This is a genomic window from Streptomyces sp. NPDC051913 (genome assembly GCF_044593635.1).
Taxonomy (GTDB): domain Bacteria; phylum Actinomycetota; class Actinomycetes; order Streptomycetales; family Streptomycetaceae; genus Streptomyces.
This window is the reverse complement of sequence record NZ_JBIUCI010000002.1, coordinates 346271-372439: the sequence shown is the minus strand read 5'-3', so window position 1 is coordinate 372439 and position 26169 is coordinate 346271. Positions and strand designations below refer to the sequence as shown.

The following is a 26169-nucleotide window of genomic DNA, read 5'->3' as shown; positions in this document are numbered from 1 at the left end:
GACACGCCATGGCGGACGGCTCCATACCCCCGGGATCCGACCCGGTCGGTCCCGCCCCCGCCGTGCGACCGTTCCTGGTCACCGCCGGCCGGGTCGCGGCAGGGCCGTCCGGCCGGACCATGCCCGTCGAGACCCAGGTGGTGGCCACCGTCGAGGGGCTCGGCGCGCTCGACGGGCTCTCCTTCGAGCAGCACGACATCGTCGCCGCCTGCCGGCGGCCGCAGTCCATCGCGGAACTCGCGGCCCGGCTGCGGCTGCATCTCAACGTGGTCCGGGTCCTCGCCGAGGACCTGCGCGAAGAGGGGCGGCTGACGGTGCACGTGCCCGACGCCGACGCCACGCACGACGCTTCCGTCCTGCGCAGACTGATCGATGGCCTGCGCGCCATCCCCGACTCCGGAAAGGTACTCCGTGACAACGGCGACAACGGCTGAACCGGTCGGCGTACGACCGCCGCTGCCGGTCAAGATGGTGATCGCGGGCGGCTTCGGCGTCGGCAAGACCACCGCCGTCGGCTCCATCTCCGAGATCGAGCCGCTGACCACCGAGGCCGCCATCACCGAGGTCGCGGCGGGGGTGGACGACCTCTCGCTCACCCCGCACAAGACCACGACCACGGTCGCGATGGACTTCGGCTGCATCACCATCGACCCGACCCTGAAGCTGTATCTGTTCGGCACACCCGGGCAGGAGCGGTTCGGGTTCATGTGGGACGACATCGTCGAGGGCGCGGTCGGCGGTCTGGTCATCGTCGACACCCGCCGCCTCGACGACTGCTACGCCGCCGTCGACTACTTCGAGCACAAGCGGATCCCGTTCGCGGTCGCCGCCAACGCCTTCGACGGAAAGGTCGAGCACACCCTCGACGAGGTCCGCTGGGCGCTCGACGTCGCCGACCACGTGCCCGTCGTCGTCTTCGACGCACGGGAGACCGGCTCGGTGCGGGACGCGCTGCTCGTCGTACTGGAACTGGCGCTGGCCCGCACCGAAGCATGAGTCACGGGCTCACCGGCTCACCGCGGTCTCCCGGTCCAGGCGCGACAGCTTCTCGGGGTTGCGCACGGCGTAGAGGCCGGTGATCAGGCCGTCGTCGACGCGCACCGCCAGGACGCTGTGCAGGGCACCGTCCTGGCGGAGGGTGAGCGCGGGGTAGCCGTTGATCCGGGTCGGCGCGATCGACAGCAGGCCCTTGACCCGGCCCAGCACCTCGGCCACCCGCTCGGCGCCGACGATGGGCGCCGGCGCGGCCTGCACGACTCCGCCGCCGTCGGTGAGCAGGACGACGTCCGGCGCGATCATGTCGAGGAGCCCCTGGAGGTCGCCCGTCTCGACGGCCCCGCGGAACGCCTCCAGGACGCCCCGGGTCTCGGCCGGGGAGACGACCTCGCGCGGCCGGCGTGCGGCGACACGGGCCCGGGCGCGGTGCGCGATCTGCCGGACGGCGGCGGGATTCTTCTCGACGGCCTCGGCGATGTCGTCGTATCCCAGAGCGAACACCTCGCGCAGCACGAACACCGCCCGCTCGGTCGGCGTCAGGGTCTCCAGGACCAGCAGCATCGCCATCGAGACGCTGTCGGCGAGCTCGACGTCCTCGGCGACGTCGGGCGCGGTGAGCAGGGGTTCGGGCAGCCAGGGGCCGACGTAGGTCTCCTTGCGGCGGCGCAGGGTGCGCAGCCTGGTCAGGGCCTGGCGGGTGGTCGTACGGACCAGGTAGGCGCGCGGCTCACGGACCGTCGCGTGGTCCACGTCCGCCCAGCGCAGCCACGTCTCCTGGAGGACGTCCTCGGCGTCGGCGGCGGAGCCGAGCATCTCGTAGGCGACGGTGAAGAGCAGGTTCCGATGGGCGACGAAGGCATCAGTGGCGTCCTGTGTGTCCATACCCACTGGACGCCGCCCTCGGCGCACCTGTGACAACCGCCGCCAGTGGCCTGCGTCACAACTCCCCGCTGTCACACGGTCCGTGCGGCCGGCATCTCGTGTTCGTCAAGCCGATGCGACCGTGAGGACGACGTCATGGAACCCCGCTTCAACCTGTTCGACAGCCCGACCGCCGCGAAGATCGCCAAGCGCTTCTACAACGTCTCGCTCGCCCTGGAGGAGTCCAGCCTGCCCAAGAGCCTGCGCGAGCTGGTGGAGCTGCGGGTCGGCCAGATCAACGGCTGCGGCTTCTGCGTGGACATCCACATGAAGGAGGCGGCTGCCGCGGGAGAGAGCGTGCTGCGCCTCGGTCTCGTCTCCGCCTGGCGGCACAGCACCGTGTTCACGGAGGCCGAACGGGCCGCGCTGGCGCTCGCCGAGGAGGGCACGCGGCTGGCCGACTCGGCCCAGGGCGTCACGGACGAGACCTGGGCCGAGGTGCGCAAGTACTTCGACGACGACGAGGTGGGCGCGCTGGTCTGCCTGGTGTCGCTGATCAACGCGGCCACCCGGATGAACGTCATCGTGCACCAGCAGGGCGGGGACTACGAGCCCGGCATGTTCGCCAACCTGTCGAACTGACCTGCGGCGGCGCGGCGTTCAGGCGCTGCGCCGCACCCCCGCCGACACCGCGACCCGCCCCACCGCCCAGAACACGGCGAGTGTGGCCAGCGCCATCCCGGCGACGAGCGTGGCACCGCCCACGACCTTCTCGTAGTCGCGCTGGTAGAGCCCGTCGATGATGAACCGGCCGAGCCCACCGAGCCCGACGTACGCGGCGATCGTGGCCGTCGAGACGATCTGGATGGCCCCCGACCGGATCCCGCTGAGCACCAGCGGGAGCGCGGCGGGCAGTTCGACCTGGAACAGCACCCCGGCCTCGCTCATGCCCATGCCCCGCGCCGCGTCCACCGGCGAGGGATCGACGGAACGCATCGCCTCGTACGTCGTGACGAGGATCGGCGGCACGGCTAGGACGACGAGCGGGACCATGACGTTGATCAGGCCGAACCCGTACAGCAGGGTCAGCAGCACGAGCAGACCGAAGGTGGGCAGCGCCCGCCACGCGGTGGCGACGAGGGAGAGGGCGTTGCCGCCGCGGCCGTAGTGGCCGGTGACCAGGCCGACCGGCAGGCCGATCAGGACGGCGAGGCCCAGGGCCTCCAGGGTGTAGCCGAGGTGTTCGGCGAGCCGGGTGGGGATGCCGTCGTAGCCGTGCCAGTGCGCGCCGTCGCTGAAGAACGCGTCGATGAAGTGGAACAAGTTCACCAGACTTCCTTCGTCATCGTCCTCGAACTCGCCTTCGCACTCGTCTTCGTACGCGTCACCCGGCGCGGCATCCACGGCGTCAGCACCAGTCGTACGACGACCAGGGCGCCGTCGGCGAGGAGTGCGAGCAGCGCCATGCTGAGTACGGCGTTCACGGCGAGCTCGGGCCGGTTGTAGATGTTGGCGTCGTTGATGAGATTGCCGAGGGCGCCCTGGTTGCCGATGATGCTGCCGATGCTGACCAGGCTGATGCTGGACACGGTGGCGACCCGCAGGCCCGCGATGATGGCGGGCACCGCGATCGGCAACTGGACCTGGACGTAACGGCGTACGGGTCCGAAGCCCATGGCGGTCGCGGCGGCGAGGGTCTCCTGCGGGACCGAGCGGACACCGTCGACGATCGCCGGGACCAGCACGACGAGGCTGTAGACGGTGAGCGGGATCATCACCGTCAGCTCGGTCTGCCCGGTGTAGTCGATGAGCAGGACGAAGAAGGCCAGTGAGGGGATGGCGTAGAGGATGGTCGTCACCCACAGCACGGGCGGGTACAACCAGCGGAAGCGGACACAGAGTTGGGCCAACGGGAGCGAGATCAGCAGCCCGGCGAGGACGGGGAGCAGGGCCTCGCGCAGATGCAGGCCGACCAGGCCCAGCCAGCTGTGCTGGAGGTCGCTCGGGATGTCGAAGAGGCGGTCCCAGTTCATCCGGTGACCTTCGCGTCCGCGTCCGTACGGCCCTCGGCGTGGGCGCCCCTGATCGCCCGGGCGATCGTCTGCTGGGACACCACGCCGGTCACCTTTCCGTCCGTGTCCACGGCCACCGCCCATCCGGTGGGCGAGAGCACCGCGCAGTCCAGCGCGGCCCGCAACGAGTCGGTACCGGCGACGAACGGGCGTCCGTAAGGCAGCAGTTGGCCGTCCGCAGCGGCGAGGTCCGCCGGCTTGGTCCAGCCGAGCGGCCTGCCGTCGGCGTCCGTCACCAGGAGGAACTCGGCGTCGGTGTCCGCTCCCTCGGTGCCGCCGCCCGCCGTGACGACGGGTGCCATGGTCAGTTCCAGCCCGGTGGACGGGAAGAAGGAGAGGCGCCGGACACCCCGGTCCGCGCCCAGGAAGTCCTCCACGAACTCGTCCGCCGGGTGCGTGAGCAGCTCGGCGGGCGGCGCGAACTGGGCGAGCTTGCCGCCGGTGCGCAGTACGGCGACCATGGTGCCGAGTTTGACGGCCTCGTCGATGTCATGGGTGACGAAGACGATGGTCTTGCCCAACTCCTCCTGGATGCGGAGCAGTTCGTCCTGGAGCCCCTTGCGCACGACGGGGTCGACGGCGGAGAACGGCTCGTCCATGAGGAGGACGGGCGGGTCGGCGGCGAGCGCCCGGGCGACGCCGACGCGCTGCTGCTGACCGCCGGAGAGCTGGTACGGGTACCGCTTGGCGAGCGAGCCGTCGAGCCCGACCCGGTCCATGAGCTCCCGGGCGCGCTCGCGGGCCTTGTCCTTCTTCCAGCCGAGCAGCCGGGGCACGGTCGCGATGTTGTCGACGATGGTGCGGTGCTGGAAGAGGCCGGCGTTCTGGATGACGTATCCCATGGACCGGCGCAGGGTGTTGACCGGCTGCTGCCGGCTGTCCTGGCCGTCGATGAGGATGGTGCCCTCGCTGGGCTCGATCATCCGGTTGATCATGCGCAGGGTGGTGGTCTTGCCGCAGCCCGAGGGTCCCACGAGGACGGTGATGGCACGGTCGGGTATCTCCAGCGAGAGCCGGTCGACCGCCACCGTGCCGTCCGGGTAGCGCTTGGTGACTGAATCTATCCGTATCAAAACGCCGAATACCCTTCGGGTCTGGCATGAGTTGCCCGTTTTCGGCCCCAGCGGGACCGGTCGTTCCGGTGAGTCTAGACCCGTCATGTTTCGGACCTGCGAAGACGCCGTGCTCGCTGTGCGTGATCTGTGAGTCCGCTGATTCTCACTCTTCCCTCAGGACCGGCTCAGCGTTCCCCCAGACATGGCCCGGATCGTCACCGCCATGACGACCCTCGCCCCACCGCCGGCCCGAGAGCGCGGATACCGCGCCGCTCCCCCGGCCCGCAGCGACCGCCTGCGCCGTGTGTTCACCGGCGCGCCCGACGACCCCCGCTGGGCCCGCCCCGCCCTCTGGGCGGTCCTGGTCCTGGCGACGGCCCTGTACGCCTGGAACCTGTCCTCCGTCACCGGCAACTCCTTCTACGACGCGGCCGTCTACTCCGGCACGAAGAGCTGGAAGGCGTTCTTCTTCGGGGCGTTGGACGCGGGCAGCTTCATCACGGTGGACAAGCCCCCCTTCGCCCTGTGGGTGATGGGCCTGTCGGCCCGTGTCCTCGGTTACGGCACCTGGCAGTTGGCGTTGCCGATGGTGGCCGTGGGGGTGGGCTCGGTGGCGCTGCTGTACCGCATGGTCAAGCGGGACTTCGGTGTGGTGGCGGCGACGATCGCCGCGCTGGCTCTCACCCTGACCCCCATCACGGTGGCCATCAACCGCGACACCAACCCGGACCCGATCCTCGTCTTCCTGATGCTGCTGGGTGCGGCGGCCCTGCTGAAGGCCGTGCGCACGGGCCGGTTGATGCCGCTGGTCTGGTCCGGCCTGGCGATCGGGTTCGCGTTCAACACGAAGATGATGCAGGCGTACGTGGTGCTGCCGGCGTTCTTCCTGGTGTACGTGTGGGCGGCGCGGGGTTCGTTGGGCCGCCGGATCCGCAACCTGGCGGTCGGCACGGTGGCGTTGGTGGTGTCGAGCGCGTGGTGGATGGTGGTCGTGGACCTGATCCCGGCCTCTTCGCGTCCCTACATCGGCGGCTCGACCGACAACACGGTGTGGGACCTGGTCATCGGCTACAACGGCTTCGGCCGGATCTTCGGGGCGAGTTCGTCGGTGGGCTCGCAGGGCAACGGGGCGAGCTTCGGCGGCGAGGCGGGCCTGTACCGGCTGTTCAACACCATCATGGGCGGTCAGATCTCGTGGCTGATCCCGTTCGCGCTGGTGGCTCTGGTGGGCGGCCTGGTGCTGCGCGGTCGCGCGCCACGTACGGACGCGAAGCGGGCGGCGGTGCTGCTGTGGGGCGGCTGGTTCGTCCTCCACTACCTGACCTTCGCCCTGGCGGAGGGCACCTTCCACCCGTACTACGTCACGGCGATGGCACCGGGCATCGCGGCGCTGGCCGGGATCGGGAGCGTGATGCTCTACCGGGCGTTCGTGGAGGGTTCGGCGGCGAAGTGGGCGTGGGTGCTGCCGTCGGCCATCGCGGCGAGCACGGTCTGGTCGGTCGTCCTGCTCCAGCGGGTGTCGGGCTCCGGGACGCTGTACACCGTGGCGGAGGTGGTGGCGGGCGTCGCGGGTGCGGCGGCGGTGCTGGGCCTGCTGCTGGGCCGCTTCACGAGGCGGCAGCGGTTGACGGGCTTCGCGGCGCTGGCCGCGGTCGTCGCCCTGCTGGCGGGTCCCGCCGCGTACTCGGTGTCGGCGGCGACGACCGCGAGCACCAACGGCACGAATCCGACGGCGGGTCCGAGCACCGGCGGCGGGATGGGTGGCGGGGGCGGTATGGGCGGCGGGGGCGGTGAGCGGCCGAGCGGAGAGGCTCCTGGCGGTACGACCGGCTCCTCCCGTCCCGAAGGCGGCGGCACGACCACCGATGGCGGCGGGATGGGCGGCGGAGGCACCCAGGTCTCGTCGGCGATGATCACGTACCTGAAGAAGAACCAGGACGGCGCCACCTGGCTGGTCGCGGTCGCCACCGACCAGACGGCCTCCTCGATCATCCTGGAGTCCGGCGAGCCGGTCATCTCCATGGGCGGCTGGTCCGGCAGCGACGACGCGATGACCCTCACCAAGCTGAAGAGCCTGGTGAAGGCGGGCAAGCTCCACTACATCGTGATCAGCGACAGCGGCCAGGGTTCGTCGAACTCCGAGATCTCGACGTGGGTGAAGAAGAACGGCACGGCGGTGTCGGACTACAGCGGGCTGTATCGGCTGGATGCTTCCGACGTCAGCTGATTCATCGAACGAACCGGGGGCGGACCGCGACCTGCGGTCCGCCCCCGGCGTTTTCCAGTAGTGTCACGCCACCGGACGGGCATCGACGGCGAGTGAGGTCAGGTGCGGCACTTCTTCTTCAGTTACGCGCGCTCCGATCTCGTGGACGTGTATCTGGACCGGTTCTACACAGACCTCTGCCGCGAACTGTCCACCCGGGGCGGCCTTCCCCTCGACTCGGTCGGCTTCATCGACCGGAACCAGCCGAGCGGCGCGTTATGGGCCACCGCGCTGGGCGAGGCCCTGGCGGAGTGCCTGGTCTTCGTACCGGTCTACTCACCGCACTACTTCGCCAGCCAGGTGAGCGGCCAGGAGTGGTCCGCCTTCTCCACCCGGGTGGCGGCCCACCACAAGGCGACCGGTCACCGGCCGAACAGCATCGTTCCGGTGTGGTGGCTGCCCCCGCGTGGGGAGCTCCCGGCGGTCGCGGACGAACTTCAGGACTCCCGGGACCTGTTCGGCCAGGAGTACAAGCAGTTCGGGCTCAGGACCCTCCTCCGTCGGCGCGACTACAGGAGCCAGTACCTCGACTTCCTGGAGCGGTACGCCGAGATGATCCTGGAGGCGGCGGCGACTCCACCGGACCCTCACCCGGTCCCCGACCTGCTCGCCCTGCCCAACGCCTTCGCCCCGGCCGAGCGGCCCGGACCGGTCAACGGGCGGATCCCCGCGGCGCGTGCCGGAAGAGGTGCCCGAAAGGTGGTGTTCGTCGTGGCGGTCGGCCGACGGGACGACATGCTGAACGTGGCGCACGCCGAACTCGACGCGTATGGCGAGGAGTTGGTGGACTGGCGGCCGTACCACCCGGCCCACTCGGGAAGCATCGTCGTACGTGCCCAGGGCGTGGCCTTCACCCGGGAGATGGAGTCACAGGTGGTGCCCGCCGACGACTCGCTGTTCACGCTCCTCGACGAACCGGCCGAGCGCCAGTGCCTGGTCGTGCTGATCGTCGATCCCCGGTCGGTCGAACTGGCCTCGTTCCAGCAGCTGTTCTCCCGCCTCGACCGGACCCGCTCACGCAACTCCGTCGTCCTGGTGCCCTCAGACCTGGACGAGCTGCGCGAGGGACCGCAGGGCGGTCACCTCTACAACCGGCTCTATGCCAGTCTGGGCAACTGGATGGAGGCGGGCGGCGGTGCCTTCCGGGGCGACCTGCCGTCGATGGAGGACTTCGAGCGGGTCCTCGGGCAGGTGCTCATCGAGATCCAGGGACGCATCATGCGCATGGCCGAGGTCGTACGCCGCGTCAACGAGGCCGGGCCGCAGTTCCGGCCGGTGCTCACCGGACCCGGAGGGCTGGGACGTTGAGGGCGCGGATCGTCACCTTCTACTCGTACAAGGGCGGCACCGGGCGCACCATGGCCCTGGCCAACGCGGCCTGGATCCTGGCCTCCCGGGGCAAGCGGGTCCTGGTCGTGGACTGGGACCTCGAAGCGCCGGGCCTGCACCGCTACTTCCACCCCTTCCTCCCCGACAGCGAACTGCGCTCCTCGCCCGGGATCATGGACCTGGTATGGGAGTTCGCGACCGCTGCCACGGACCCGGCCACCCCGGACGAGCCCGACTGGCACGAGCCGCTCGCCGCGATCCAGCCCTACGCCATGTCCGTGGAGCACGACTTCGCCGCACCGGGATCCATCGACCTCGTCCCCGCGGGCCGCCAGGACCATCTGTACTCGACGCTCGTCACCACCTTCGACTGGAACAACTTCTACGAGCGGCTCGGCGGCGGCGGCTTCATCGAGGCCCTCAAGCGCAGCATGCGGGAGCACTACGACTACGTCCTGATCGACAGCCGTACGGGGCTCAGCGACACCGCGGGCATCTGCACCGTCCAGCTCCCGGACATCCTGGTGAACTGCTTCACCCTGAGCAACCAGGCCATCGACGGCGCGGAGGCGGTGGCGGCGTCGGTGCATCGGCAGCGGGCGGGCAACCAGCTGCGGATGTTCCCGGTGCCGATGCGGGTCGACGACGGGGAGGCCGAACGGCTGGAACAGGGGCGTCGTTACGCGCGGGCCAGGTTCGGGCGCTATCTGTCCCATGTGCCGGACCCCGAGGCCTACTGGGGTGCCGTCGAGGTGCCGTACCAGCCCAGTTACGCCTACGAGGAGATCCTCGCGACGATCCGGGACGAGCCCCTGCGCCCCGCCAGCATGCTCGCGTCCTCGGAGCGCCTGGTCGCGTACCTCAGCGACCGGGAGGTCACTCAGGTCAGGCCGCTGGAGGAACAGGAACGCCGGGGCCTGCTGAGGCAGTTCATGCGCAACGTACCCCTGGAACCGGCGGCACCGGCACCGAGCGACCCCGAGCGGCCGGGCAGGCGCGTGTTCGTCACCTACGCCTACGACTCCCCCGACCACTTCGAGGCCGTACGCGAACTGTGGTTCCTGCTGCGCGCCCATGGCGTCGACGCCCGGCTGGACCTGCCGCCCGGCCAGCGCCAGGACGACTGGCCGCGCTGGCAACGGGAGCAACTTCTGAGCGCGGACTTGGTGTTGCCGGTGTCCTCGCCGAGCTACCGCAGCCTGCCGGACGACGAGGCAACTCAGCTCCGGGACGTGTACTACGCCTATCCGGACCGCTTCCTGCCCGTCACCTTGCCGGACGGCTCCCCGGACGCTCTGCCCGGGTTCCTGGTGCCGCCGCCCCGGCGGGCGCAGGCCGCCGCGCTGACGGCCGAGGGGGTGGGGGCGGTGGCCGAGCTGATCAACCGGCGTACGGCGACCGAGAAGTCCGTGCTGGTGCTCGCTCCGATGGACGAGGAGCCACATCGGGGGCCGTCGACCGTGGACCCCGACCTCGTCCAGGCGGTCGAAGTGCTGGCTCTGGCGGTGCGGCGGAACCTGCTTTGGGAGCTGGCACGACGCGACATCGACGATCGCAGCCCGCTCCCGCTCCGATGGTCCCTCAGCCGCAGAATGGTGTCTCGTTCCGATCCCGGCCGCATGCTCATGACCTCCGGCGACCTGCTGAGGGATCCGCAGAGTCTCTTCGCATCCGTACCGGAGAGGCGACTCGTTCTGCTCGGACCGGGCGGCTCGGGCAAGACGACAGCCGCCTACCGACTGGCGGCCACCCTGCTGGAGACACGGGCTCCGGACGAACGCTTCTCGGTACCGGTGCTGCTGTCGCTGGTTTCATGGGACCCTCGCGACCGGACGCTCGCCGACTGGATCATGGACCGCTTGCGCAGGGAACACCCCGAGCTCTCGGCCGAGCTCCGCGGGGACACCCTGATCTGGTTGGTACACGGGGGCTGGATCCTTCCCTTCCTCGACGGCCTGGACGAACTTCCGCCCGAGACCCGCGCCTTGGCGATCGAGGCGTTGAACCACTCTTCGGGGACGCCGTACGTGCTGACCTCACGCACCGACGAATACGAGGACGTCATCCGCCAGGACGGCCGCCCGTTGCGAGGAGCCACGGTCCTGGAGCTCGAACCACTGCGAACGGCCGATGCCTTCCGCTATCTCCAACAAGACCTTCTACCGGGCGACAGGCGGTGGAATCCGGTCTTCGACTTCCTCCAAGACCGGCCCTCCCACCCCTTGGCCAAGGTCCTGAGCACGCCCTTCATGCTCCGTATGGCCCGAGAGGTCTACCGGGACCCCTCGACCAACCCCTTGGGTCTGCTGGAGTTCACCGACCGCGACCGCCTTCGACTCCATCTGCTCGACGGCTTCATTCCCGCCGTCTACCGCGCCATCGATCCCAACCTCACGCCACCCGCCAAGGCCAGACGCTGGCTGACGTTCCTGGCGGGACACATGAACCGGCTCCAGACGCGGGACCTCGCCTGGTGGGAGCTGCACCGGGTGTACGGCTCCCTGGCGTTGAGGCTCCGCCTCGGGAGCGCCGCTGTCGTCCTCACCGCTCCGATGGTGTCCTTGGCCCTCTCCCTCAAGGCGGACTCTCGCGCCTTCTTCCTCACCGTCGCCGGAGTGTTCGTGGCCCTGGTCGTCCTTGCCACCAGACGATCACCGCAGCCCCGTGTGCTGTCCCTGCCGCGTCGCAGACGTTCCCGGCGGTCGACCGACGCCTTCAGCCCGAGGCAGAGCCTGCGGCTGGACTTCCGCTCAGCGATGCTCCCACCGGCCCTCGTCGGTGTGGCCACCATGTCCGCCTTCGCACCGACGACCTGGAATCCTCTCGTGTGGCTCTCCGCCTGCCTCTTCACGGCCGTCCCCGCGTCGGCCTTGATGCTGCGCGGCAGGGCGTCCCCCCGCTATTACGTCGTCGTCGGCTGGTTGGCGCTGACCGGGCGGGGGCCGAGGCGCCTGATGAGGTTCCTGGAGGAGGCTCACGCCCTCGGGGTGCTGCGCCGCAGCGGCCCCGTCTACCAGTTCCGTCACGCGGCCCTTCAGGAGGTGCTGACCGTTCCGGAAAGGCCGGAGGACCGGTAGGGCTCAGGAACGGCTCTCGGCCTCCGCCGTGGGAAACCCCGCCGTCCGCACCACCTTGCGCTCCGCATCCACCGCGAACACCTCCACCCCCGGCAAGGAGGCGGCCCACTCCACGCCCTCCGCCCCCATCGCGAACGCAGCCGTAGCCACCGAGTCCGCCTCCGTCAACGACGAAGCGACCACCGTCAGACTCAGCAACCCCGTAGCCGGACGCCCCGTGCGCCCGTCGATGATGTGATCCCCGCGCTCATAACGCGCGGACGTCGCCACCGCCCCGTCCGTCAGCGACAGCACCGTGCACAGCTTGTCGGCGTGTTCGGGGTGCCGTACGCCCACGCGCCACGGCCCGCCGGCGGCGACCACGTCACCGCCGGCGTTCAGGACGAAGCGCCGCGCGCCCGCGGCCGTCAGCAGCTCCGCCGCGCGCTGTACCGACCAGCCCTTCACCACCGCGCAGGGATCGAGGCCCCGGCCCGGCAGACGGACGTCGAACGCTCCGCCCGTCGCCGTCCGGTAGTGCTCGCACAGGTCGAGGACCAGGCGGAGGTCTTCGCTGACCTCCGACTCCGCCAGCTCGCCGCGGCCCAGCCGGGATACCTCACTGTCCGGCCTGAACGGGCTGAAGCGGGCGTCGACCTCGTGCAGCCAGGCGAAGACGGCGTCGCCCACCTTCTCGAAGTCGCCCTCGTCGTCGACGCGCAACGACACCGGGAAGCCCATGACGTGCTCGACCCTGTGCATGATCAGCCCTTCGCGTCGATCGCGGCCTGGAGGGACTCCTTGTAGGCCTCGCTCGTGATCGTCGCACCGGACACCGTGTCGATGTCCGCGCTCTGCGCCTCCAACGTCTCCGCCACCAGCTTCGGCACCGCCGCCGTGGTCTGCGGATGGTTCGGCTGCTGGAGCATCTTCACGGCCGTGATCTTGTCGCCCTCGAAGGTCACCTGGACCTGGACGGGGCCCTTCTCGGTGTTCAGCGCGGAGCCGTCGATCGTCCGGGAGGCGGATGCCGCGGAGGCACTCGCCGACGGGGACGGAGAAGATGCCGACGCCGACTTCGCGTTCTTGTCGATCGCCGCCTGCAACGACTCCTTGTACGCCTCGCTCGTGATCGTCGCGCCCGACACCGTGTCGATGTCCGCGCTCTGCGCCTCCAACGTCTCCGCCACCAGCTTCGGCACCGCCGCCGTGGTCTGCGGATGGTTCGGCTGCTGGAGGAGCTTGACGGCCGTGATCTTCTCGCCGTCGAAGGTCACCTGGACCTCCACCGGCCCCTTCTCCGTGTTCACGGTGGTGCCCTTGACGACCGTGCCGGAGGACGACCCTCCGGACGAGGACGACGCGGACGGGGCCGGCGCCGCCTCCGTCGTCGTACCGCCGCCTATCGAGGGTTCGTAGCGCCAGACGGGGACCAGGCCGGCGATGCTGAGGACGACTACAGGTATGGCTCGCTTCACGATCTCTTCCTCATCCAGCCAGGCTGAAGCGCTCGAAGTGGGTCTGCGCCTTGGGCACGTTCAGCTCGCGCAGACTGCGCAGCACCGCGTTCATCATGGGTGGCGGCCCGCACAGGAAGACGTCGCGGTCGGCGATGTCCGGGACCAGGCGCAGCAGCTCGCCCGGCGCCAGCTTGTCGGGGGTCACCGGGCCGCTCACCAGGTAGAGCTCGGCCCCCTTGGCGGCCGCCAGCTCGCGCAGCTCGTCGTGGAGGACGGCGTCCCGCTCGGCCGCTACGCGGTAGATGACGATCGCGTGGCCTTGCAGTTCCTCCAGGAGCGCGCGGATGGGGGTGACGCCGACGCCGCCGGCGATCAGGACCGACTCCGGGCGGGTGCGGTGCAGCGCGGTGAAGGCGCCGTAGGGGCCCTCGGCGAAGACACGGGTGCCGGGCTTGAGGTGGCGCAGGGCGGCGCTGCCGGCGCCGGCGGCCTTCGCGGTGAGGCGGAGGGTGCGGCCGTCGGGAGCGGCCGACAGGGAGAAGGGGTTCGCCTGCCACCAGCGGTCCTTGGTCAGGAACCGCCAGAGGAAGAACTGGCCGGCGCGGGCGGGCAGCTTGTCCAGGTCACGGCCGGTGATGTAGATCGAGACGACGGTGTCGGACTCGGGGACGACCGCCTCGACCCGGAACTGGTGGCGCAGGTTCCGCCACAGCGGCAGCACCGCGCGGCCGAGGACGACCGCGCCGAGGGCGACGGTCCACACGCCGTACCAGTAGGTCCTGGCGACGGAGGACGAGGCGAAGGTCGTACCGGCCGCGATCTGGTGGGTGATGGCGAGCACCACGGCGACGTACGTGTAGAAGTGGATGAAGTGCCACGTCTCGTACGCCAGCCGGCGCCGGGCCCAGCGGCCCGAGACGGCACCGACGACGATGATGATCCCCAGCGCGACGACCGCGCGGAGCACGCCCTCGGTGGTCTCGGCGAGGTCCACGACGGTGCCGATCGGGCCCATGTCGGTGCCCTCGGCGTAGCCGAAGGCGATGAAGACGGCGTGCGCGAGGAGCGCCCACAGGATGCTGAAGCCGGTCCAGCGGTGCCAGGAGGTGAGCCGGTCCATGCCGATGCGGCGGTCGAGCCAGGGCAGCCGGGCCACCAGCAGCAGCTGGAAGGCCATGAAGAGGGCGCCGTAGAGGCCGAAGAGACGGCCGAGCACGATCAGCGCGTTGGAGGCGAAGCCGGCCTGGGCGAAGAAGACGGTCACCACGGCCACGTTCGCGGCGATCAGGCCGTACAGGCCCGTGCGGGCCACCACTTTGGGCCGTATCGCCGTGGGGGGCGCGGTGGGCGGTTTGACGGTCGTCGTCACGGAACGGAGCTCCTTGATCGGGGCCTGGGACTAGAGCTTCGCTTGAGCGACCTGTCGAAAAGCTGTCGTACAACTTTCAAGTGGTTATCGATGTGGCCTCGGGGAGGATACGGCTCTGGTCTGTGGGGCCACGTGCCGCACTATGAACGGGTGGAAAAAGTACGACTCCTCGTCGTGGACGACGACCCGCCGATCGCCGACCTGGTCGCGACGGTCGCCCGCTACGAGGGCTGGGAGGCGGTGACCGCGAACTCCGGCGAGGAGGCGCTGAGCCGTGCCGCGGAGTTCCACCCGGACATCGTGGTGCTCGACCTGATGCTGCCCGACCTCGACGGTTTCGGGGTCCTGGACCGGCTGCGGCGCTCGGGCACGATGGTGCCGGTGGTGTTCCTGACCGCCCGGGACGCGGTCGCCGACCGGGTCGCGGGGCTGACCAGGGGCGGGGACGACTACCTGGTGAAGCCGTTCGCGGTGGAGGAGCTGATGGCCCGGCTGCGGACGGTGCTGCGGCGCGCGGCGGGCCCCGGCTTCCAGCGCTCGGTGCTGCGGGTCGCGGACCTGACGATGGACGAGGACACCCGCGAGGTGCGGCGCGGCGGGAAGCTGCTCACGCTCACCCCGACCGAGTACGAGGTGCTGCGCTACCTGATGCGCAAGTCGCCGACCGTGCTGACCAAGGCGCAGATCCTCGACCATGTGTGGGAGTACGGCTTCGGAGGCCGTTCCAACGTCGTCGAGCTGGTCGTCAGCCGACTGCGCCGCAAGCTCGACGAGACCGGTGACGATCCGCTGATCCAGACCGTGCGCGGCTTCGGGTACGTGATCCGGCAGGCCTCGGAGTGATCGGGCGGCTGCGCTCGGCGTACCGGCGGATGCGGCTCGGGACCCGGCTCGCGCTGGGGCTCGGCGCGCTGGCCCTGGTCGTCTTCGGCGTCGTGGGCACGGTCCTGACGACGTACATGCGCGACTACCTGTCGAACCAGCTGAACGAACAGCTGTCGATCGCCCAGGTCGCCCAGTCCAAGAGCATCGCGGAGTCCGGCAGCCTCGCGGGCAAGAAGTACTGGCGCTGGTACTACGCCGTGTACGACGTGAAGGACGGCGCCCCGGTGCTGCGCACGCCCGAGGACCCCACCGACCTGCCGAAGGACGTCGACGAGTTCACGGCGGTGGCCGAGGTCAAGACCGCCGCCGCCGGCGGCACGGACGTGACCCGTACCGAGCATCTGGCGGGCGCGGGCGAGTACCGGCTGCGCGCCTGCGAGGTCGAACCCGGGGTGATCCTGGTCAGCGCGGCGCCCATGGACGACATCGACGACACCGTGGGCCAGCTGATCACGGTCCAGGTCATCGCCTTCGGCCTCGCCCTGCTGGCCCTGGTCCTGTTCGGCCGCAAGGTGCTGCGGCGCGGCCTCAAACCCCTGAGCGACATGGCGTCCACGGCGCACGGCATCGCCTCGCACGATCTGACGGAGTCGGCGGCCCGGCTGCCGCTGCGCGCCGACCGCAAGGGCGGCGGCCCGGAGGTCGAGGAGCTGCGGACCGCGTTCAACACGATGCTGGAGCACATCGACCGCTCGCTGGCGGTGCGTTCGGAGGCGGAGCAGCGGCTGCGCCGTTTCGTCGCCGACGCCTCGCACGAACTGCGCACGCCGTTGATGTCGGTACGGGGCTACGCGGACCTCTTCCAGTACGCCGCCGCCAACGCCCCCGAGGAACGGGACAAGCACCTGGCCCGGCTCCGCGCCGAGGCGGCCCGCATGGGCGTCCTCCTCGACGACCTGCTGCTGCTCGCGCGCCTGGACGCGGCCGAGGTGGAGACCCCGCTGCGGCCGGCCGACACGGATCTGGTGACGCTGGTCCACGACGCGGCGGACGCGTTCCGCGCGGCCCACCCGGACCGGCCCCTGACGCTGACGGACGGCCCGGACTCGGTATCCCTACGGGTCGACCCCCACCGCATCCGCCAGGTCCTGGACAACCTCCTCACCAACGCGGCCATCCACACCCCGGCCGGAACGCCGGTGTGCCTGACGGTGTCCATGGCCGCCGGGCGGGCACGGGTAGAGGTCATGGACTCGGGCCCGGGCATCCCGCCCGCCGACCGCGAGCGCGTCTTCGACCGCTTCTACCGCGTCGACAAGGCCCGCAGCCGAGACCGCGGCGGCAGCGGCCTGGGCCTGGCCGTGGCCCGCTCACTGGTACGGGCACACGGCGGCACGGTGGAGGTGAGCAGCGAACCGGGCAGAACGGTCTTCACGGTGACGCTGCCGCTGGGCGGACCGGTGCCGGTGCCGCCGGGCGGATCGACGGTGGAGCGGGCCGCGGGGTGAGCCGGCACCACCGAGGAGAGGCTGGGCTGCCGCTGGGCGGGCTGTGCGGTGATCACCGTCGTAACCGTGAAGCTGCCGCGCGGTGAATCACCGGCGTCACTGTGCCCCTGCCGCGCAGTACATCACCGGCGCCGCGGTGCGCCTGCCGCGCGGTGAGTCGCCGCCCTCAGCATGACGCTGCCACTGGGGCCGGCCGACGGTCGAGCCGGCTGCGGGGTGAGTCGCCACCGCCTACGAGGCGCTGCCGCTGGCGGACCGTACGGTGAGTCGCCATCGTGACGGACCCTGCCGCGCGGTGCGTCGCCGGCCTCAGCATGATGGTGGCGCTGGGGCGGGCCGGCCGCTGAATGCGCCGGGGCGGCAGCCTTTCGGCAGGGGCATCTCCGTCCAGATGATCTTGCCTTCCGGGGTGTAGCGGGTGCCCCAGCGTTCGGTGAGCTGGGCGACCAGGAAGAGGCCGCGGCCGCCCTCGTCCTCGTTCTTCGCGCGGCGCAGTCGCGGGGAGGTGCTGCTGCCGTCGAAGACCTCGCAGATGAGGGCCCGGTCGCGGAGCAGGCGGAGTTGGACGGGGCCGGTCGCGTGCCGGATCGCGTTGGTGACCAGTTCGCTGGCGACCAGTTCGGCGGTGAAGGAGAGGTCCTCCAGGCCCCACGCGGCGAGTTGCTCCGTGACGACGGCGCGGTAGCGGGAGACGGCCGACGGGTCGCTCGGCACGTCCCACTGGGCGACCCGGTCGGAGTCCAGGGCGTGGGTGCGGGCGACCAGCAGGGCCACGTCGTCGCTCGGCCGGGCCGGCAGCAGCGCGTCCAGGACCGCCTCACAGGTCTCCTCCGGCGGGCGCCCGGCGCCCCCCAGGACGGTGCGGAGCTGCTCCAGACCGGCGTCGATGTCACGGTGCCGGTCCTCGACCAACCCGTCGGTGTAGAGGACGAGTTGGCTGCCCTCGGCCAGCTCCAGCTCGACCGTCTCGAAGGGCATCCCGCCGAGCCCGAGGGGCGGCCCGGACGGCAGGTCGACGAAGGTCACCGTGCCGTCGGGGTCGACGACCGCGGGCAGCGGGTGCCCGGCGCGGGTGAGGGTGCAGCGCCGGGACACCGGGTCGTAGACGGCGTACAGACAGGTCGCCCCGACGATCCCGGAGTCGGGACTGTTCTCCGCCGCCCAGCCCTCACCGCGGTCGAGACGGCCGACGAGATCGTCGAGGTGGGTGAGGAGGTCCTCGGGCGACAGATCGAGCGCGCAGAAGTTGTGGACGGCGGTGCGCAGCCGCCCCATGGTCGCGGCGGCGTGCAGCCCGTGGCCGACGACGTCCCCGACGACCAGCGCGACACGGGCCCCGGACAGCGGGATGACGTCGAACCAGTCCCCACCGACCCCGGCCTGGGCGGGCAGATAGCGGCAGGCCACGTCGACGGCGCTCTGCTCGGAGCGGCCTCGCGGCAGCAGGCTGCGCTGCAAGGCGAGCGCGGTGTTGTGCTCGCGGGTGTAGCGGCGGGCGTTGTCGATGCAGATGGCGGCCCGGCCGGCGAGTTCCTGGGCGAGGGCGAGGTCGTCGTCCTCGAACGGCGCGGTCTTGTCGGCGCGGTGGAAGCCGACGACGCCGAGCGTGGCGCCGCGGGCCCGCAGCGGCACGGTGATCAGCGAGTGGACGCCGGCCCCGAGGACCCGGTCACCGCGCGCCGGGTCCTGGGCGAACCACCCGCCGCCCGCGGCCGGCACGGGCTCCAGCACGGACTGCCGGGCATCCAGACTGCGGGCCTGCGGGGTCGACGCGACGTACCGCACGGTGTCCCCGACGGCGTGCAGCCGCGATTCCTCGTGTACGGCGCCCAGGGCGACCCGCCGCAGCGGGGTGTCGGCGCCGAGCGGCCCCGGCTCCTCGCCCCGCAGCACCGTGTCCGGCAGATCGACGGCGACGAAGTCGGCGAACCGGGGGACGGTGACCTCGGTGAGTTCCTCGGCGGTGCGGGTGACATCGAGGGTGGTGCCGATCCGCACCCCGGCGTCATGCAGCAACTCGAGCCGCCTCCGCGCCAGCACGGCGAGCCGCCCGACGCCGGGCTCGCCGACGAGGAGAAGGCGAGCGTCGGCGAGCAGCGGCGTGCGGTCGGACGACGAAGTGCCTTCACCACCGGAACTCCGCTCCCCGTCCCCACCCGCCCGTACGACGGTGCGCAGGGTGCCACCACGTGGCGCGGCGGACGGTGCAGCGATCGGGGGCGGGGGTGATGCCGAGGGCGGGGTCGCGGCCGCCGCCGGGGTCAGTGTCGTGGCCGGGGTCGGTGCCGAGGTCGGGGTCGGAGCCGGGGTCGGGGTCGGGGTCGGAGCCGGTGCCGAGGCCGGGGTCGGGGTCGGGGTCGGGGTCGGGGTCAGTGTCGCTGCCGGGATCGGAACCGGTGCCGCAGTCGCGGCCGACGCCGGAGCCAACGTCGCGGCCGATACGGGGGCCGCAGTAGGCGCCGCAGTCTCGGACGGCACCGGGGCCAATGCCGAGGCCGGGGTCGGAGCCGGAGCCATGGCCGAGGCCGGGGCCGTGGCCGGGGCCAGGGCCGGGGCCGAGGCCGGTGCCGAGGCCGGGGTCGGAGCCGGTGCCGAGGCCGAGGCCGGGGCCGGGGCCGGGGCCGGGGCCGGGGCCGAGGCCGGTGCCGAGGCCGATGCCGAGGCCGAGGCCGATGCCGAGGCCGGGGTCGGAGCCGGGGTCAGTGTCGCTGCCGGGATCGGAACCGGCACCGGGGTCAATGCCGTGGTCGAGGTCGGAGCCGCGGCCGACGCCGGGGTCGTAGTCGGCGTCGGCGCCCGCGTCGGCGCCGGCGTCCCAGTCGCGGTCGGCGCCGAGGTCAGTGTCGCGGCCGGCGTCGGGGAGGAGGTCGGTGCCGGCCCGGCCGACGGCGCCACGGGTAGCGCCTGGACCGACACCGGACGCGTGGTGACCGTGACCTGGCGCAGCCGCGGGCTGCCGAGGATGCGGGCCTCGACGACGACGCCCGTCTCGCCCGCCGCGCCCTGGACCTGACGGCGCAACAGGGTGGCGGTGCGGCCGCCGGAGAGGGTGACCTCGTCGAGGGTGCGGTGCGGCGAGGCGAGGAGTTCCTCGGCCTTCTCGCGCAGGACGGCCCGGTCGACGCGGCTCAACTCGTCGCCGTAGGTGTCGGCGCCCTGCGCGGGCTGCCGCCACTCCGCCGAGGCGCCGACGGCCCGCCGGTACGCGGCGAGCAGCGCCCGCTCCCGCTCGGTTGCCTGCTCCAGCAGCCGGGCCTCGATGGCGCGCGCGGCCTCGCGGACCAGCCGCAGCATCGCGGGATCGCCCTCGTCGCGCAGACAGGTGAGGTCGAGGACGGCTTCGATGCGTCCGCTGAGCGGGTTGCGGACGGGCGCGCCGGCGCAGGCGAAGGGCTGGAGGCAGTCGGCGAAGTGCTCCCGGCCGACGACGTAGACGGGGCCGCGTTCGGCGAGCGCGGTGCCGACGCCGTTGGTGCCGACGACCCGTTCGGACGCGTCGAACCCGGGGGCGAACCGCACCTCGTCGAGCCGGTCGCACAGCCGTCGCCCGCCGCCGAGCCGCTGGATCATCCGGCCGAGTCCGTCGCACACGGCGATGGTCGTGCCGGCGTCGGTGAGCGAGACGGCCAGGTCGGCGAGGACCGGGTCGGCGGCGTGCAGGAACGCGTCGTCGAGGGTGAGGTCGGGAGCGTAGGGCACCAGCAGCTGGTCCGGTTCGAGCCCCGCGGAGCGGCACCGCTTCCAGGAGTCCAGGACCGAGTCCCGGACGTCCGCGTCGACCCGCGCACCGGCCAGGAATCGTTCGTGGGCGTCGACGAGCCCACCGATGTCGTCCCAGGAGACGGACAACAGAATCACTTCCCTCACCCGGAGGTGGGCCAGGTGGCGTGCCTCCGTTCGGCTCGCCCCCGGCGGAGTCCTCCCAGCCATTTCACGGTAGACCCTTTGTGACGCCGATCACAACAAAGTCCTGGGATGCCTCGGGGGGTATCTTTCGCCCCCACGTTCGACACCTCATACCCGCGTTCGACCGAAGCCCTTTCCCCGCCCTCGAACGGGTGGCCGCCGCAACGGACCGGACGTCAGCCCCGCCCCGGCCGCCCGGAGCTGCGCCGCACGACGAGCTCGACGGGAATCATCGACTCGTCCTCCTTCTCGGCCTCGGCGCGCCCGTCGATCCGGTCGAGCAGCAGCCGCAGCAACCGGGTGCCGATCTCCGCGAAGTCCGTCCGTACGGTGGTCAGCGGGGGCAGGAAGTGGGCGGCCTCGGGGATGTCGTCGTAGCCGACGACGCTGGTGTCGTCGGGGACCCGGCGGCCCGCCTCATGGAGGGCGTGCAGCAGCCCGAGGGCCATCTGGTCGTTGGAGGCGAACACGGCGGTGACGTCCGTGCGCCGGGCCAGCTCCCGGCCCAGTTCGTAGCCGGAGTCGGCGCTCCAGTCACCGGCGAGCGGCGGGGGGATCTCGGCGCCGGCCGCCTTGAGGGTGTCCTGCCAGCTGGCCACCCGCTGGTCGGCGGAGGTCCAGCCGGCCGGCCCCGCGATGTGCCACACGGTGGCGTGCCCGAGGGTCAGCAGATGCTCGGTGGCCTTGTGGGCGCCGCCCCGGGAGTCGGCGGTGGCGAGGGGCGTGCCGCCCCTGATCTCGTTCTCCATGACGACCAGCGGGGTGGCGAGCCGGGTGTCGGCGAGCGCCTGCCCCACCCGGTGCTGCGGGGCGATGGCGATCACCCCGTCGGCACCCTCGGCGGACAGCCGCTGCACGGCCTCGGCGACGGTGGCGTGGTCGGCGGTGTCGTCGAGGGCGATGGAGCTGAGCAGGTAACCGGCTTCCTGGGCGGCGGTGTTGATGGCGGTGAGGATGCTGGCGGGCCCGTAGCGGGCGGCGTCGAAGGAGATCACCCCGACCATCCGGGTCCGCCCACTGGCCAGCGACCGCGCGCTGGCACTGGGCCGGTACCCGAGCACCCGCATCGCCTCCCGCACCGCCTCCCGGGTCTCGTCCCGCACAGCGGGATGCTCGTTGAGCACCCGGGAAACGGTCTGCTTGGACACCCCGGCCATCCGAGCCACGTCATCCATGACAGGCCGGGCCCCCGCGAAGTTACGTCGACTGCGCCCCTTGGGGGCGGGAGAGTCGGCGGACCGAGGGCTCATCGGAGGTGTCTTCCTCAGTGAAAGGACGGGGATCGCCCCCAGCATACGGCTGCGCAACGCCGCTTCAGGGGCGCGGGGCTGTGCCGATATGCGGCTCCGCCGCGGGGCGCGACCAGCCACATGGAACCCGCACCCGACACCTCACCGCACAGCCCAACGGCGAATGGTCACCAACTCCACCCGCTCGACAACGGCCTCACCTCGACTCCCCTCAGCCACATACACACCCGCGGTGTCATCCCCGCTGAGCACCCGCAACCTCAACTCCCCCGCGGGAAGCCGATCGAGCCCGATGTCCCACACCCGCCCCGAAAAGAACTGATCGGCGACAAGGACGTCCCCCACATACGCCCGCCCCACATCCCCGGCCCAGTGAATCCGCAGCAAGGCCCCACCCGGCACCTCGTCCGGCAGCGAGACGGCGTACTCCGCGGCCACCGTCTCGAACCACTTGTCCTCCGGCACACTCGCCCGCCCCATGACCCCGGTCACCGGCTCGGGCGCGGGCCCGGCGGCCCGAACAAGGCGGACGGAAGCGTCCCCGACCGCGCGCCGCTCTCCCAGCACGAACCGCGTGAACACCCCGTCCCGCACCCCACCGGTCATCGGTGAGGGAAACACGGCGTACGACGGCCGCTCGACGGCACTGTGCACCCGCATCCCGTCCCCGTCGAAGACGACCCCACCGTCCGCGAGCACCAACCGCTCGGCGCCCCACAGCACGCCTCGATAGGCGGTACGAGCCGTAGCCGCGTCCAGCACCAGCAGCCCCACCCGCTCCCCGCCCGCGGTCTCCGCCTCGACGAGCGCGTCCGTCCCGGCCCGCACCCCGGTGACCAGTGCGCGGCCGTCCACGTACGAGACCTCCCCGGACGGAGCCGAAACAGCGGCCGCGCCCACCAGGGCAACCTCCGGAGCGATCCCCTCAACCGCGGCGAGCACCAGCACCGTTCGGCCGTCGTCCTCCACCGTGCAGACCGGCTGAGCGGTCGCCCACTCCACCCGCACCCCGCCCACGTCCAGCCGCAGCGGCCAGCAGAACGAGGCCCCGGACGGCACGGTCACCGGCTCGGACGGGAAGCTCAACTCCCCGTCCTCGAAGGCGACACCGAACGAAGTCCCCGGGTGATCCGGCAACGGCTCGTGCGGCTGATGGTTGTTGACGAACAGGAACCCCGACGAACCGTCACCGCGCATCGCCCACCGCAGCGTCTCCCGGTCCCCCTGTCCCCGCGGCCGTTCGGCCGGCAGCACGCTCGCCATCGGTGCGATCAGATGACCGAAGTCCGCCAACAGCAGGTGCTGGAGCCGGAGTTCGTCGTAGACCGGCCGGTACTGCCCGTACTCGCCGAGCGGGGCCTGGAAGTCGTACGTCAGCACGGGCAGGTCGTTGGGATATCCCGTGGCATGGGACTCCTGAAGGGGCGTCGACTCCCCTACCGGATTGGTCCCGCCGTGGAACATGTAGTAGCCCTGCCACACCGATCCGCACCCGATCTTGGTGAGCCCGAGCGCGGCGATGTCAGCCGCTTCCACGCGTGGGCGCCGGTGGTAGGAGGCCGCCATCCCGCCGCCCAACTCGCAGGTGGCCCAGGGGAATCGGTCGGCGAAGGCGTCCGGGGCGCTGCCCCGGACGGCGGTCACGGGGCGCAGGTCCGCGCCGATGCCCTCGTCGTCGCGCTGGTGGGTGAAGAAGAAGTGCTTGCGGCAGGTGTCGGGCCAGCCGCCGTCGGCCTCGGTCCAGAAGGTCTCGGTGTAGCCGCCGTACAGGGGCAGCAGTTCATCGGGCGGGAGCTGGACTCCGCCCCAGGCGGTCGACGTCCACAGGGGTGCGCTGAGGCCGGCTTCCTGGGCCATGCGCTTCAGGGTGAGCAGATGGCCGGGCTGGTCGTAGAGCTCGTTCTCGATCTGGATCGCCACGATCGGGCCGCCGTGGGCGCGGTCGAGGCCGTGGAGTTGTCCGGCGATCGCCGCGTACCAGGGGCGGACCAGCTCCAGATAGGCCGGGTCGTCGGTGCGCGGGACGCAGTCGTGGGCCAGGACCCAGTCGGGCAGGCCGCCGTTGCGGACCTCAGCGTGCACCCAGGGTCCGATCCGCGGGATGAAGTCCAGGCCGTGGCGGGCGCAGAGTTCGGCGAAGCGGCGCAGGTCGCGGTCGCCGTCGAAGCGGATGCGGCCCTGGGTCTCCTCGTGGTGGATCCAGATGAGGTAGCTCGCGACGACCGTCACTCCGGCCGCCTTCATCTTCAGCAGTTCCTCCTCCCACTCGGCGGCCGGGTAGCGGCTGAGGTGGAACTCGCCGGAGACCGGGAACCAGGGGCGGCCGCCGCGGGTGAGGTAGCGGCTGGTGACCTCGATCGGGTCGGGGACACCCGGTGCGTCGGTGAAGGGCAGATGGCCGGTGAGCGGGGGTGGGGGAGGCGCGGGGACGCGCAGGCGGTGGTGGGCCATCAGGGGTTCACCGGTCCGAGGTCGGGGGTGTCGGTCAGCTGGGCGCGAGTGGCGGTGGTGGCGTGCAGTTCGAGCAGGATCAGCTCGTTGCCGCCGGCGCGCAGGACGGGGCCGGGGACGTACAGGGTGTGCTGGGGGCCGCGGTTCCAGTAGCGGCCCAGGTGGAAGCCGTTGATCCAGGCCTGGCCCTTGGTCCAGCCGGGCAGGGACAGGAAGGTGTCGGCGGGTGCGGCGACCTCGAAGGTGCCCCGGTGGAAGGCCGGTTCGAAGGCGATGGCCGCGTCGGACGGTGCGAACGGCACGGCGGCGAGGTCGTCGAGGGCCAGCGGGTGGCAGTCCCAGCCGTGCAGGGCGGCGCCGTTGAGGGTGACGGGGCCGAGCAGGCCCTTGGGGGTGCCGATGCGGGGGCCGTAGTTGACGCCGCCCATGTTCTCGACGAGCACCTCCAGGGTGGCGCCGGCGCGGGGCACATGGACCGTGAGGGTCTCGTCGTGGCGTTCGCGTTCGAGGACGCCGACGGGGGCGCCGTCCACGAAGACCTGGGCGCGGTCGCCGACGCCGCCGGTGAAGTGCAGCAGGCCGGGGCCGGCCGTGTGGAGGACGGTGCGGTAGAGGGCGTATCCGGAGGCGAGGCCGAGTTCGTCCATCATCGCCGGGGACTCGGTGCGCAGGGGTGCGGCGAGGGTGGCGGCGTGCGGGAGGAGCGGGGCGCGCTGGTCCAACTCCACGGTGAGCGGCGCGAGTTTGCGGGAGGGGGCCGGGACGGGCTCGTCCGGTACGGGGACGTGGCGGGCGATGACCTCACGGAAGGCGTGGTACTTGGGGCCGGGGTCGCCGGACTCGCTGAGCGGGGCGTCGTAGTCGTAGGACGTGACGGTGGGCTCGTAGGTGTGGTGGTGGTTGGCGCCGTTGCGGAAGCCGAAGTTGGTGCCGCCGTGGAACATGTAGATGTTGACGGAGGCGCCCGCGGACAGCAGCCGGTCCAGGTCGGCGGCGGCGTCGGCGGCGCTGCGGGTGTGGTGCGGGCCGCCCCAGTGGTCGAACCAGCCGACCCAGAACTCCGCGCACATCAGCGGGCCTTCGGGCCGGTGGGTGCGCAGTTCGGCGAGGGCTGAGTCGATCTTTCCGCCGAAGGTGCCGGTGGCGAGGACGCCGGGCAGGCTGCCGGCGGTGAGGTGCTCCTGGTTGACCTGGTCGCAGGTGAAGAGGAGTTCCTCGACGCCCCGGTCGCGGAAGCCCTGTTCGAGGTGCTTGAGGTAGGCCGTGTCGTCGCCGTAGGCGCCGTACTCGTTCTCCACCTGGACGGCGATGACCGCGCCGCCGCGTGCCGCCATGTGCGGGAGCAGCGGGGGCAGCAGCTGATCGAGGTAGCGGTCGATGGCGGCGGTGAAGCGGGGGTCGGAGCTGCGCAGCGCGATGTCGGTGTCCGAGGTGAGCCAGCCGGGCAGGCCGCCGCCGTCCCACTCGGCGCAGATGAACGGGCCGGGGCGGAGCAGGACATTGAGGCCCTCCTCGCGGGCGAGGGCCAGATAGCGGGGCAGGTCGAGGATGCCGTCGAGGACCAACTCGCCCTCGGGGTCCGGCTGGTGGGCGTTCCAGGGGACGTACGTCTCGACGGTGTTCAGGCCCATCAGGCGGGCCTTGCGCAACCGGTCGGCCCACTGGTCGGGGTGGACGCGGAAGTAGTGCATGGCGCCGGAGACGATGCGGAACGGCTCGCCGTGCAGCAGGAATCCGTCGGACGTGGTCGTGAGTGCGGACATGC

The 26169-nt window shown here is 71.4% G+C and carries 19 protein-coding genes; 8 read left to right on the top strand and 11 right to left on the bottom strand.

Annotated features, from left to right (window positions below; genetic code table 11):
• Positions 1–8 precede the first annotated feature (8 nt).
• Positions 9–434 (top strand): DUF742 domain-containing protein, encoded by a 426-nt coding sequence (locus tag ACIHIX_RS06940; RefSeq protein ID WP_399950851.1) that lies wholly within the window; start codon positions 9–11, stop codon positions 432–434.
• 34 nt (positions 435–468) lie between these two features.
• Positions 469–996 carry a GTP-binding protein gene (locus ACIHIX_RS06935; protein ID WP_399951937.1) on the top strand — a complete coding sequence of 176 codons (528 nt, stop codon included), beginning with the start codon at positions 469–471 and terminating at the stop codon, positions 994–996.
• 9 nt (positions 997–1005) lie between these two features.
• On the opposite strand, the gene ACIHIX_RS06930 is transcribed toward ACIHIX_RS06935, so the two are convergent.
• Positions 1006–1878, bottom strand: coding sequence for an RNA polymerase sigma-70 factor (locus ACIHIX_RS06930; RefSeq protein WP_399950849.1), 873 nt, complete (start codon positions 1876–1878; stop codon positions 1006–1008).
• A gap of 135 nt (positions 1879–2013) precedes the next feature.
• Between ACIHIX_RS06930 and ACIHIX_RS06925 the strand changes: the two genes are divergently transcribed.
• Entirely contained in the window at positions 2014–2499 is a 486-nt protein-coding gene (locus ACIHIX_RS06925) for a carboxymuconolactone decarboxylase family protein (RefSeq protein ID WP_399950846.1), read from the top strand.
• An 18-nt stretch (positions 2500–2517) separates the two neighbouring features.
• On the opposite strand, the gene ACIHIX_RS06920 is transcribed toward ACIHIX_RS06925, so the two are convergent.
• From ACIHIX_RS06920 to ACIHIX_RS06910, 3 genes are read right to left on the bottom strand one after another with little or no spacing between them, the layout of a single operon-like run.
• A complete protein-coding gene (locus ACIHIX_RS06920; RefSeq protein WP_399950843.1) occupies positions 2518–3186 on the bottom strand; it encodes an ABC transporter permease in 669 nt (222 codons plus the stop codon).
• Positions 3183–3890 carry an ABC transporter permease gene (locus ACIHIX_RS06915; protein ID WP_399950840.1) on the bottom strand — a complete coding sequence of 236 codons (708 nt, stop codon included), beginning with the start codon at positions 3888–3890 and terminating at the stop codon, positions 3183–3185. Before ACIHIX_RS06915 ends, ACIHIX_RS06920 begins: the two co-directional genes overlap by 4 nt.
• Positions 3887–5002 (bottom strand): ABC transporter ATP-binding protein, encoded by a 1116-nt coding sequence (locus tag ACIHIX_RS06910; RefSeq protein ID WP_399950837.1) that lies wholly within the window; start codon positions 5000–5002, stop codon positions 3887–3889. Before ACIHIX_RS06910 ends, ACIHIX_RS06915 begins: the two co-directional genes overlap by 4 nt.
• 205 nt (positions 5003–5207) lie before the next feature.
• Between ACIHIX_RS06910 and ACIHIX_RS06905 the strand changes: the two genes are divergently transcribed.
• From ACIHIX_RS06905 to ACIHIX_RS06895, 3 genes are all read left to right on the top strand, one after another.
• Positions 5208–7211, top strand: a complete 2004-nt coding sequence (locus ACIHIX_RS06905) for an ArnT family glycosyltransferase (RefSeq protein ID WP_399951934.1) — start codon at positions 5208–5210, stop codon at positions 7209–7211.
• Between the two features lie 102 nt (positions 7212–7313).
• A complete protein-coding gene (locus ACIHIX_RS06900; RefSeq protein ID WP_399950834.1) occupies positions 7314–8558 on the top strand; it encodes a TIR-like protein FxsC in 1245 nt (414 codons plus the stop codon).
• Positions 8555–11656: a KGGVGR-motif variant AAA ATPase gene (locus tag ACIHIX_RS06895; RefSeq protein WP_399950831.1), complete on the top strand. Its 3102-nt coding sequence runs from the start codon at positions 8555–8557 to the stop codon at positions 11654–11656. Before ACIHIX_RS06900 ends, ACIHIX_RS06895 begins: the two co-directional genes overlap by 4 nt.
• Before the next feature lie 3 nt (positions 11657–11659).
• Here ACIHIX_RS06895 and ACIHIX_RS06890 read toward each other — a convergent pair whose 3' ends face one another.
• From ACIHIX_RS06890 to ACIHIX_RS06880, 3 genes are read right to left on the bottom strand one after another with little or no spacing between them, the layout of a single operon-like run.
• Positions 11660–12397: an FAD:protein FMN transferase gene (locus ACIHIX_RS06890; protein ID WP_399950828.1), complete on the bottom strand. Its 738-nt coding sequence runs from the start codon at positions 12395–12397 to the stop codon at positions 11660–11662.
• Positions 12398–12399: 2 nt separating this feature from the next.
• Positions 12400–13113: an FMN-binding protein gene (locus ACIHIX_RS06885; RefSeq protein ID WP_399950825.1), complete on the bottom strand. Its 714-nt coding sequence runs from the start codon at positions 13111–13113 to the stop codon at positions 12400–12402.
• A 10-nt stretch (positions 13114–13123) separates the two neighbouring features.
• Positions 13124–14464: a ferric reductase-like transmembrane domain-containing protein gene (locus ACIHIX_RS06880; protein ID WP_399950822.1), complete on the bottom strand. Its 1341-nt coding sequence runs from the start codon at positions 14462–14464 to the stop codon at positions 13124–13126.
• A 90-nt stretch (positions 14465–14554) separates the two neighbouring features.
• On the opposite strand from ACIHIX_RS06880, the gene ACIHIX_RS06875 reads away from it, so the two are divergent.
• On the top strand, positions 14555–15307 hold the full coding sequence (locus tag ACIHIX_RS06875) for a response regulator transcription factor (RefSeq protein WP_399950820.1): 753 nt from the start codon (positions 14555–14557) through the stop codon (positions 15305–15307).
• A complete protein-coding gene (locus tag ACIHIX_RS06870; RefSeq protein ID WP_399950818.1) occupies positions 15304–16797 on the top strand; it encodes a sensor histidine kinase in 1494 nt (497 codons plus the stop codon). Before ACIHIX_RS06875 ends, ACIHIX_RS06870 begins: the two co-directional genes overlap by 4 nt.
• Positions 16798–17106: 309 nt before the next feature.
• Here ACIHIX_RS06870 and ACIHIX_RS06865 read toward each other — a convergent pair whose 3' ends face one another.
• The 4 genes from ACIHIX_RS06865 to ACIHIX_RS06850 form a co-directional block, all read right to left on the bottom strand.
• The gene (locus ACIHIX_RS06865; RefSeq protein WP_399950815.1) at positions 17107–20655 is read right to left on the bottom strand and encodes a SpoIIE family protein phosphatase; all 3549 of its coding nucleotides are present in this window, start codon (positions 20653–20655) and stop codon (positions 17107–17109) included.
• A gap of 224 nt (positions 20656–20879) precedes the next feature.
• Entirely contained in the window at positions 20880–21953 is a 1074-nt protein-coding gene (locus ACIHIX_RS06860; protein ID WP_399950812.1) for a LacI family DNA-binding transcriptional regulator, read from the bottom strand.
• Positions 21954–22094: 141 nt separating this feature from the next.
• The gene (locus tag ACIHIX_RS06855) at positions 22095–24404 is read right to left on the bottom strand and encodes a beta-galactosidase (protein ID WP_399950809.1); all 2310 of its coding nucleotides are present in this window, start codon (positions 24402–24404) and stop codon (positions 22095–22097) included.
• Positions 24404–26167 (bottom strand): beta-galactosidase family protein, encoded by a 1764-nt coding sequence (locus ACIHIX_RS06850; protein ID WP_399950806.1) that lies wholly within the window; start codon positions 26165–26167, stop codon positions 24404–24406. Before ACIHIX_RS06850 ends, ACIHIX_RS06855 begins: the two co-directional genes overlap by 1 nt.
• Between the last annotated feature and the right edge of the window lie 2 nt (positions 26168–26169).

What these genes read in the sequence shown, in the direction of transcription:
- ACIHIX_RS06940 (WP_399950851.1), top strand. Translation starts at nt 9, where the DNA reads ATGGCGGACGGCTCCATACCCCCGGGATCCGACCCGGTCGGTCCCGCC.
- ACIHIX_RS06935 (WP_399951937.1), top strand. Translation starts at nt 469, where the DNA reads ATGGTGATCGCGGGCGGCTTCGGCGTCGGCAAGACCACCGCCGTCGGC.
- ACIHIX_RS06930 (WP_399950849.1), bottom strand. Translation starts at nt 1,878, where the DNA reads ATGGACACACAGGACGCCACTGATGCCTTCGTCGCCCATCGGAACCTG.
- ACIHIX_RS06925 (WP_399950846.1), top strand. Translation starts at nt 2,014, where the DNA reads ATGGAACCCCGCTTCAACCTGTTCGACAGCCCGACCGCCGCGAAGATC.
- ACIHIX_RS06915 (WP_399950840.1), bottom strand. Translation starts at nt 3,890, where the DNA reads ATGAACTGGGACCGCCTCTTCGACATCCCGAGCGACCTCCAGCACAGC.
- ACIHIX_RS06905 (WP_399951934.1), top strand. Translation starts at nt 5,208, where the DNA reads ATGACGACCCTCGCCCCACCGCCGGCCCGAGAGCGCGGATACCGCGCC.
- ACIHIX_RS06890 (WP_399950828.1), bottom strand. Translation starts at nt 12,397, where the DNA reads ATGCACAGGGTCGAGCACGTCATGGGCTTCCCGGTGTCGTTGCGCGTC.
- ACIHIX_RS06875 (WP_399950820.1), top strand. Translation starts at nt 14,555, where the DNA reads ATGTGGCCTCGGGGAGGATACGGCTCTGGTCTGTGGGGCCACGTGCCG.
- ACIHIX_RS06860 (WP_399950812.1), bottom strand. Translation starts at nt 21,953, where the DNA reads ATGAGCCCTCGGTCCGCCGACTCTCCCGCCCCCAAGGGGCGCAGTCGA.
- ACIHIX_RS06855 (WP_399950809.1), bottom strand. Translation starts at nt 24,404, where the DNA reads ATGGCCCACCACCGCCTGCGCGTCCCCGCGCCTCCCCCACCCCCGCTC.
- ACIHIX_RS06850 (WP_399950806.1), bottom strand. Translation starts at nt 26,167, where the DNA reads ATGTCCGCACTCACGACCACGTCCGACGGATTCCTGCTGCACGGCGAG.